Here is a 6,577-nt window from a genome sequence, read left to right as displayed (position 1 = left end):
GCCGCTTCCCGGCTTCAAGAAATTCCTTCGACCAGGCGTAGTACAGGCTCTCGGCGATCCCCTCACGGCGGCAAAGCGCGGCGATACTTTCCTCGCCACGAAGACCAGCCAGCACGATGCGGATCTTCTCTTCCGATGAGTAATGCTTGCGAGTCTTCCGCTTGATCCCCCTGACCAGCCTGTCAGCGGAATCCTTCGATGTTCCGGGTTTCTTGTTCATCTTCGCTCCTTATCAGCTTCGATGAACCAGAACCCTCCGTTGCTCAAACCCCTAAATCTCTCCGTCGGGTGCTGACGTCAGACATCCCGGGCAACGCTACTTCCCAAGTGCATCCTTCACGACTCGGGCGGCGAGTGCGGCGCCCTCTTCGCTTAAATGGGCATCGGATCCGTACAATGAGCGAGGATCCTTCGTGGCGGCGAAGGAGTCTGTTAGGTCAATGAAGTTGACCCCGGCCTCCTCCGCCGCATCCCTTACCTTGTAACGCAGTCCGTCATGGGCAAAGCCATTCGGCAACAACCCGATGTAGCGGTCGACGACGGGGATAAAAACCAGACCGACATGGCCGTTCCAGTCCTTCGCGACCGCACTGGCGGTACGCAGGATTTCCTGGAATTCCGGCTGCTCAGGAAATCCCTTGGGGTAGTGCAGACCCAAGACGCCAGCCGTTTCCTGAAGCGCAATGAAATTCCGCAACCACGGCCTCCGACTATAATAGCTTCCGTCGAAATATTCTTCCCACCATTCGGTGATAATGCGGGCAGACTCGTCGATCTGATCGGGCTTCGGGGTAGCCGGACCGGGCGGCGTCGGCGATTCGAGATTCTCGAGCAAATAGCCCTTTCTCTTCTCCCCCATGAGGTTTTGCCAGTCGTTTCCCTCAAAGAAAAAGAACAGCGTATCGGGAGGGGTAATCTCCGGTCCCCAGCGCCGGAGGAGGGCAAGTTCGAAGAGCGGGCCGGCGCCGCGTGTCCCTGTGTTGAAGGTGGCCGGAATATAGTCGCGGATTTGGCTGACGAGGTCCTGTCCGTCAGGCAGGCAGACCCCTTCGGCGAAGGAATCGCCTAGCACAAGGAGATCTACGGGATGATCGTGGATTTCATCGGGGTTTCGGAAACCGTATCGGTCTGCCCTGTAGGCGACAGGCTCCCCATGCAAGGTGCATAGCAGGACATCGGTGCCGGGGATTCCCCCTAGCATGGCATCGGAGGCATCCTCCACTCCGAGTTCTGCATTCAGGGCCTTCAAGGTATATGCTGGAGGCATCGCACGTCGAAATGGGGTTGTCTTGTCTTCCAATCCTTCCTGAGAGGCGGCTGCGAGCCCCTGAAACTGGGAAATCACCCGAACGGTCATGAAAGACTCGAAAACGAACAGGGCGAACAGCACTGAAACCGCCGTCAAGCCGACCATCAAGCGGCTTTCGGGGCGCAGGACAAAACCCATCAGGAAAAACAGACACCCGATCGACAAGGGGGTCAGGAAATATCGGATCTGTCGCGGCAGGTCTGATGCATAATCCGAGGCATTCAACAAGGCGTATGCCGCCGTCAGGGAAAAGTAGCTCCCCACCAGACAGCAAAAGATCAATCCCAACCAACCGGAAATGCGTGATGTGTCGGTATCTTCCATAGATTCAGCCCGAAAATTTTCTGGAAATTTCAGTAACGGAAAACATGTTCAATCGAGCTCGTATTTCGACGTGTAATCTTCCTTCAGCGCGGGATCCTGATCTTCTTTGAGCAGAATGCAATTTCCAATTGTAAGAAAATCCAGTTCCGTTCCCATAAAACAGCGAAACGCATCTTCGGGCGTGCATACAATGGGTTCTCCGCGAACATTGAAGGATGTGTTCACGATGACAGGGCAGCCGGTCTTGTTACGAAACCGCGAGATCAGGGCATGGTAGAGCGGGTTAGTGTCGCTATGCACGGTCTGGACCCGCGCAGAATAATCCACATGCGTTACGGCGGGAATGGTCGAGCGGGGGACATTGAGCTTGTCGATCCCAAAGAGCGCGTCCTGTTCGGGAGTCATCTCTTTCTTGAGTTCTTCGCGGATATTGGCGACCAGAAGCATGTAAGGGCTGTCGGTATCGAGGTCGAAGCACTCGCCAAGGTGCTCCCGCAGAATGGAGGGTGCGAACGGCCGAAAGCTCTCGCGATACTTGACCTTCAGGTTCAATGTCTTCTGCATCGACTCCGACCTGGCGTCTCCAAGGATCGACCGCCCACCGAGCGCCCTTGGACCGAACTCCATGCGTCCCTGGAACCATCCGATGGCCTTGCCATCCGCTAGTGCGGAGGCCGTGGACTCGATCATTTCTTCCTCCGAATGGAGCGTGTATCGCGCGCCCAGCCGGTCGAGTTCGGCTGTGATCTCCTCCGTGCCGAAGCTCGGTCCCAGGTAAGCACCCCGCATCCGGTCTCCGTCCCTGTGCGCCCTCGGGTTTCCTAGATGCTGGTGCCAGGCCGCGTAAGCCGCGCCGACGGCGCCCCCTGCATCGCCGGCCGCTGGCTGGATCCAGATCTCGTCAAACCTGCCTTCACGCAGGATCTTGCCATTCGCAACGCAGTTCAGCGCGACACCGCCGGCCATGCATAGGTTCGGGATCTTGTATTCTTCGGAAATGGCGCGGGTGATCCGGAACAAGACTTCCTCCGTAACGGCTTGGATCGACGCGGCTACGTCCATATGGAACTGCGTCAGTGGGTCTGTTTCCGGAACGCGGACCGGTTCTCCAAACACGTTGGCAAAGGCCGCGCTTGTCATCGTCAGGCCGGCCGCATAGTTGAAATATTTCTGGTTCAACCGAAAAGAACCGTCTTCCTTCAGGTCCACAAGCGTTTCGAGGATCCGGTCCTTGAAGCGCGGCTCTCCGTAAGGTGCCAACCCCATGACCTTGTATTCGCCGGAATTGACCTTGAAGCCGGCGTAGTAGGTGAATGCCGAATAGAGCAGTCCCAGCGAGTGCGGAAAACGGATTTCCTTCTTGATCTCGAGCTCGTTCTCGCGACCGATGCCGACGGTTGTGGTTGCCCACTCTCCGACGCCATCGACCGTCAGCACGACGGCCTCGTCAAAGGGAGACGGATAGAACGCACTGGCGGCGTGGCTCATGTGATGCTCGGCAAACAGGAGGCGTTCCGCGGGAACCTTGGCGCCCAGCCGTTGCAAATCCTTCAGAAGCAAGGACTTCAGGAACAGCTTTTCCTTTAGCCACACCGGAATCGCCGTCTTGAACGATGTGAAGCCGCGCGGAGCCAGCGCGACATAGGTTTCCATCAGTCGCTCGAATTTAAGGAAGGGCTTGTCGTAGAAGGCAACGTGGTCGACCTGATCAAGGTCGATTTGGGCGTGTTTCAGCACATAGGCGGTTGCGTCCGAGGGAAAACGCGCATCGTGCTTGTTGCGGGAAAAACGTTCTTCCTGTGCCGCGGCAACGAGTTCGCCATCCAGCAGCAGCGCAGCAGCGCTATCATGGTAGAACGCGGAAATACCCAGAATGTATGTCATTGCTCTAGAACAACGGGTAGAGGAAGGGTGCGATTGCGGATCCCTGGCTGAGGACGATCAACCCCCCGAAAACGAGAAGTACGATGAAAATCGGCGCCATCCACAGTTTCTTCCGCTCCCGCAAGAACGTCCAAAGTTCGGCCACCAAAGACATTTCACTTCCCTCCCCGGACAGCGTATCGACTCTCAGAACTGGCGCGACATGTTCCCCTGCGGTTCTGTTCTTTCGTTCCAGTAGCTGATCTTTTTCCGATCGAAACCCTGCTCCAGAAGATCCTTCCGCCTCAGCCGAAAGACGATGCCTATCGGAACAAAGGTAATCGCGAAGACCAGAAACATTACGACGGGAGAGATGACGGAATGAAGCAGTTGGCCGAAGCGAAACCAAACTCTGTTAGGAATACGCAAGGCCTCCGGAAACACAAACGCGAGGACGAGGCAGACCAGCCCAAATACCGCCGCGAAAGGCCAATACCAGCCGCCGTATGCCAATCCAAGCACAGCAAAAATCGAGAACACCGCGCCAAAAACGATGCCGAAATTCCGCTCGGAGCCCATCACGACTTCAGAATGTGCAACTAAATCTGACAACCGACCCCCCCCCCAATTCAAAGCAAATCGTTGGAACGCGATTAGCAAAGCCTCCCCAACGAATCAAAATATAAGCGCAAAACTCGCCGAATCTTACACGACGTATAGGTTTTGACAAGCTCCCCCAATCATCTTACCCTCAAGTCGCGCAGGAGCAAACGAATAGACACACAGGAGCAAACGAAATCAGCCAATGAATTTGGATGTTTCAGGCAAAGGTTATTTTGAGCCCAGACCTGTCGATTTCCCTGGACCTAAAGGTTTACTGCTCAGACGGGAGGGGTGTGCTCTGCGTTTGTTCGGGCCACAATGTGGATTGCGGCACCATAAGCCGCGACAACTCATGTCGAACAGAGAGACCCAACGGAAGTGCTGCCGGATTGCCAACACTTTGAGTTGCGGCGGCGGTCGCTCATGGCGCTTTTTTATAGATGCGTAGAGGCATTACATGAGAATACTATCATTTAAGTCTGGAAGAGGTGGTGCGCTTTCCGCAATAGATACCTCCTTGCAAACACTCCTTTTCTCCTACGAGGGCGAAAAAGATAGCTTTCCAAGGAACTCCTCTGCTACAGTGGACAGCTTTATTGATGGTGCCTTGTGGTTTGACGATTTGCCGGATGTTCTTGCCCTTACCGGAAACTCTAGAAATGAACTTGAACATTCTTCGCTTACTGGAGCGGGGTGCTTCGGCGTCGGACCCGAGGCACAAATTATCGGCAAAAGAACGTTCTTTGGAAGAAATGTTCATTTTTTCTCTTCCACCCATGAAAGGGCTCATATCTGGTCGGCTTACGGAATGTCGCCCTTTCCACAGGGTGCGCCTTGCTATGTTTTGGTTTGGGATGACGTCTTTGGAGATTTCTACGAGGTCAACGAGTGTCTCGAAATCTCCCATATCGGCCATGTTATGGATAATCCTTGCCAAAAATTCTCTTTGGCGTACAGGTTTGCCAATAAAGCTACAGATAGACTAATTGATCTTACTGGGCGGGACGATTTTGGTAAAATGATGGGAAGTGCGTCCTTTGGTGACTCATCTCGTTGCGATCCAATGGCCGCGTCGGTCGTAGAACAGATTTTGGCCTCCGATTCCTTGGCGCTTGCAGAAGTTTCTCCAGTCCTCGGCATTAGCGTGGAGAGTTCGCGTTTCAGGGATTTCGCGGCGCGCCTATCAGATTCAATCTTTTCGACTTTCGAGGCTTTTGCGCGTCGCAAAATGAAAAAAGGCTATCCACTTCTGATTTCCGGCGAAGGAGCGCTGAACTGTTACTGGACCACGCGCTGGAGCAACAGCGGAATATTCCCCTATTTACATGTTTCACCTTCGGCCAACGATGTCGGATGCGCTATCGGCACCGCGGTGGACGCAATGCGTCACTTTGCCGGCGTGGCGAAGCTGAATTGGTCGGTTTACTCGGGCCAACCGTATCAAGATGACTGTGATAGTGTGCCAGGACTCATCGGTGAGGAGCTCAACTATGCAGCCATTGCGGCTAGACTCGAGGCTGGACAAGTAATTGGATGGGCTAATGGCAATTGCGAAATCGGTCGGCGGGCCCTCGGAAACCGTTCGATTCTCGCTACACCATTTGACCAGGAAATTCGTCGGAAGCTCAACAGGATAAAAGAGCGCCCTGAAGACTGCCCGGTCGCGCCGATTTGTCTTGAAGAAGATGCTCACCTTCATTTTGATGGAAACAGCCCATCACCATACATGCTGCGTCTGCACAAAGTCATCGACGATAGGCTTGGAGCAGTGACGCACGTTGACAAGTCGGCAAGAATCCAAACTGTTTCCCGTGAGCAGCATCCGATGCTCCACACGCTGCTAAAGGCATTCAAGCAACGCACTGGCGTCGGTGTTCTCTGCAACACATCCCTCAATTTTAAGGGAGCGGGGTTCATCAACAAGACCAGCGACTTGAACCACTTCGCGCAAAGAAAAGGCCTCGACGGGTTCGTAGCTGGGATACGTTTTTATCAGACATGCCCGTCACCGAATGCCCTCGGCATCTGCACCGCTGAGGCTGATTGAAGGATTTGTGTAAAAGAGAATGCCACGGGAGAGGCCGCCGAACCGGTAGTCCCCCCGATCTTAAGGGGATGCGGAAGTAGAATTTCCTCGGCAGGATGGTAATCCTCCCCATGGTTAACGGGATGAGATTGTAGAATTTTCTCGTGGCGAGAGCCGAGGAGATTCGAATGAGGAAGAGCCGTTTCACCGAACCGCAGATCATGGCGGTGTTGCGCCAGGCCGAGAATGGGGTGGCAGTACCCGAACTGTGCCGCGAGCACGGGATCAGCACCGCCAGTTTCTACAAGTGGCGTGCCAAGTATGGCGGCATGGACGCGTCGATGATGAGCCAGATGAAGGCGCTGGAGGACGAGAACCGGCGGCTGAAACGCATGTTCGCGGACCTCAGCATGCAGGCTGATCTTCTGAAGGAGGCTCTGGGAAAAAAATGA

At 54.7% G+C, this 6,577-nt stretch carries 6 protein-coding genes and 1 pseudogene; 2 read left to right on the top strand and 5 right to left on the bottom strand.

Going from position 1 to position 6,577, the window contains the following annotated elements; genetic code table 11:
* The 5 genes from BLR85_RS27355 to BLR85_RS27335 all read right to left on the bottom strand — a co-directional run.
* The coding region (locus BLR85_RS27355; RefSeq protein ID WP_139188590.1) for a transposase at window positions 1-220 on the bottom strand (220 nt) is incomplete at its 3' end.
* Window positions 221-316: 96 nt separating this feature from the next.
* On the bottom strand, window positions 317-1,633 hold the full coding sequence (locus BLR85_RS27350; protein ID WP_093164866.1) for an SGNH/GDSL hydrolase family protein: 1,317 nt from the start codon (window positions 1,631-1,633) through the stop codon (window positions 317-319).
* 48 nt (window positions 1,634-1,681) lie between these two features.
* Window positions 1,682-3,517: a carbamoyltransferase family protein gene (locus tag BLR85_RS27345; RefSeq protein WP_093164863.1), complete on the bottom strand. Its 1,836-nt coding sequence runs from the start codon at window positions 3,515-3,517 to the stop codon at window positions 1,682-1,684.
* A 4-nt stretch (window positions 3,518-3,521) separates the two neighbouring features.
* A complete protein-coding gene (locus tag BLR85_RS30320) occupies window positions 3,522-3,671 on the bottom strand; it encodes a DUF5989 family protein (RefSeq protein WP_093164861.1) in 150 nt (49 codons plus the stop codon).
* Window positions 3,672-3,703: 32 nt separating this feature from the next.
* Window positions 3,704-4,108, bottom strand: a complete 405-nt coding sequence (locus BLR85_RS27335) for an SxtJ family membrane protein (protein ID WP_139188589.1) — start codon at window positions 4,106-4,108, stop codon at window positions 3,704-3,706.
* A gap of 508 nt (window positions 4,109-4,616) precedes the next feature.
* On the opposite strand from BLR85_RS27335, the gene BLR85_RS27330 reads away from it, so the two are divergent.
* Both BLR85_RS27330 and BLR85_RS27325 read left to right on the top strand, forming a co-directional pair.
* Complete coding sequence (locus BLR85_RS27330; RefSeq protein WP_170844810.1) at window positions 4,617-6,146, top strand: carbamoyltransferase C-terminal domain-containing protein; 1,530 nt, start codon at window positions 4,617-4,619, stop codon at window positions 6,144-6,146.
* Between the two features lie 167 nt (window positions 6,147-6,313).
* Window positions 6,314-6,577: pseudogene (locus BLR85_RS27325) on the top strand (transposase); the annotation flags it as partial.

It is taken from the genome of Aliiruegeria lutimaris (assembly GCF_900099935.1).
In the GTDB taxonomy this organism is placed as follows: domain Bacteria; phylum Pseudomonadota; class Alphaproteobacteria; order Rhodobacterales; family Rhodobacteraceae; genus Tropicimonas; species Tropicimonas lutimaris.
Note: the sequence above shows the minus strand (reverse complement) of the source record. Positions and strands in the feature narration are given on the sequence as shown.

Coding starts and splice junctions, on each gene's coding strand:
- BLR85_RS27350 (WP_093164866.1), bottom strand. CDS start 1,633: ATGGAAGATACCGACACATCACGCATTTCCGGTTGGTTGGGATTGATC.
- BLR85_RS27345 (WP_093164863.1), bottom strand. CDS start 3,517: ATGACATACATTCTGGGTATTTCCGCGTTCTACCATGATAGCGCTGCT.
- BLR85_RS30320 (WP_093164861.1), bottom strand. CDS start 3,671: ATGTCTTTGGTGGCCGAACTTTGGACGTTCTTGCGGGAGCGGAAGAAA.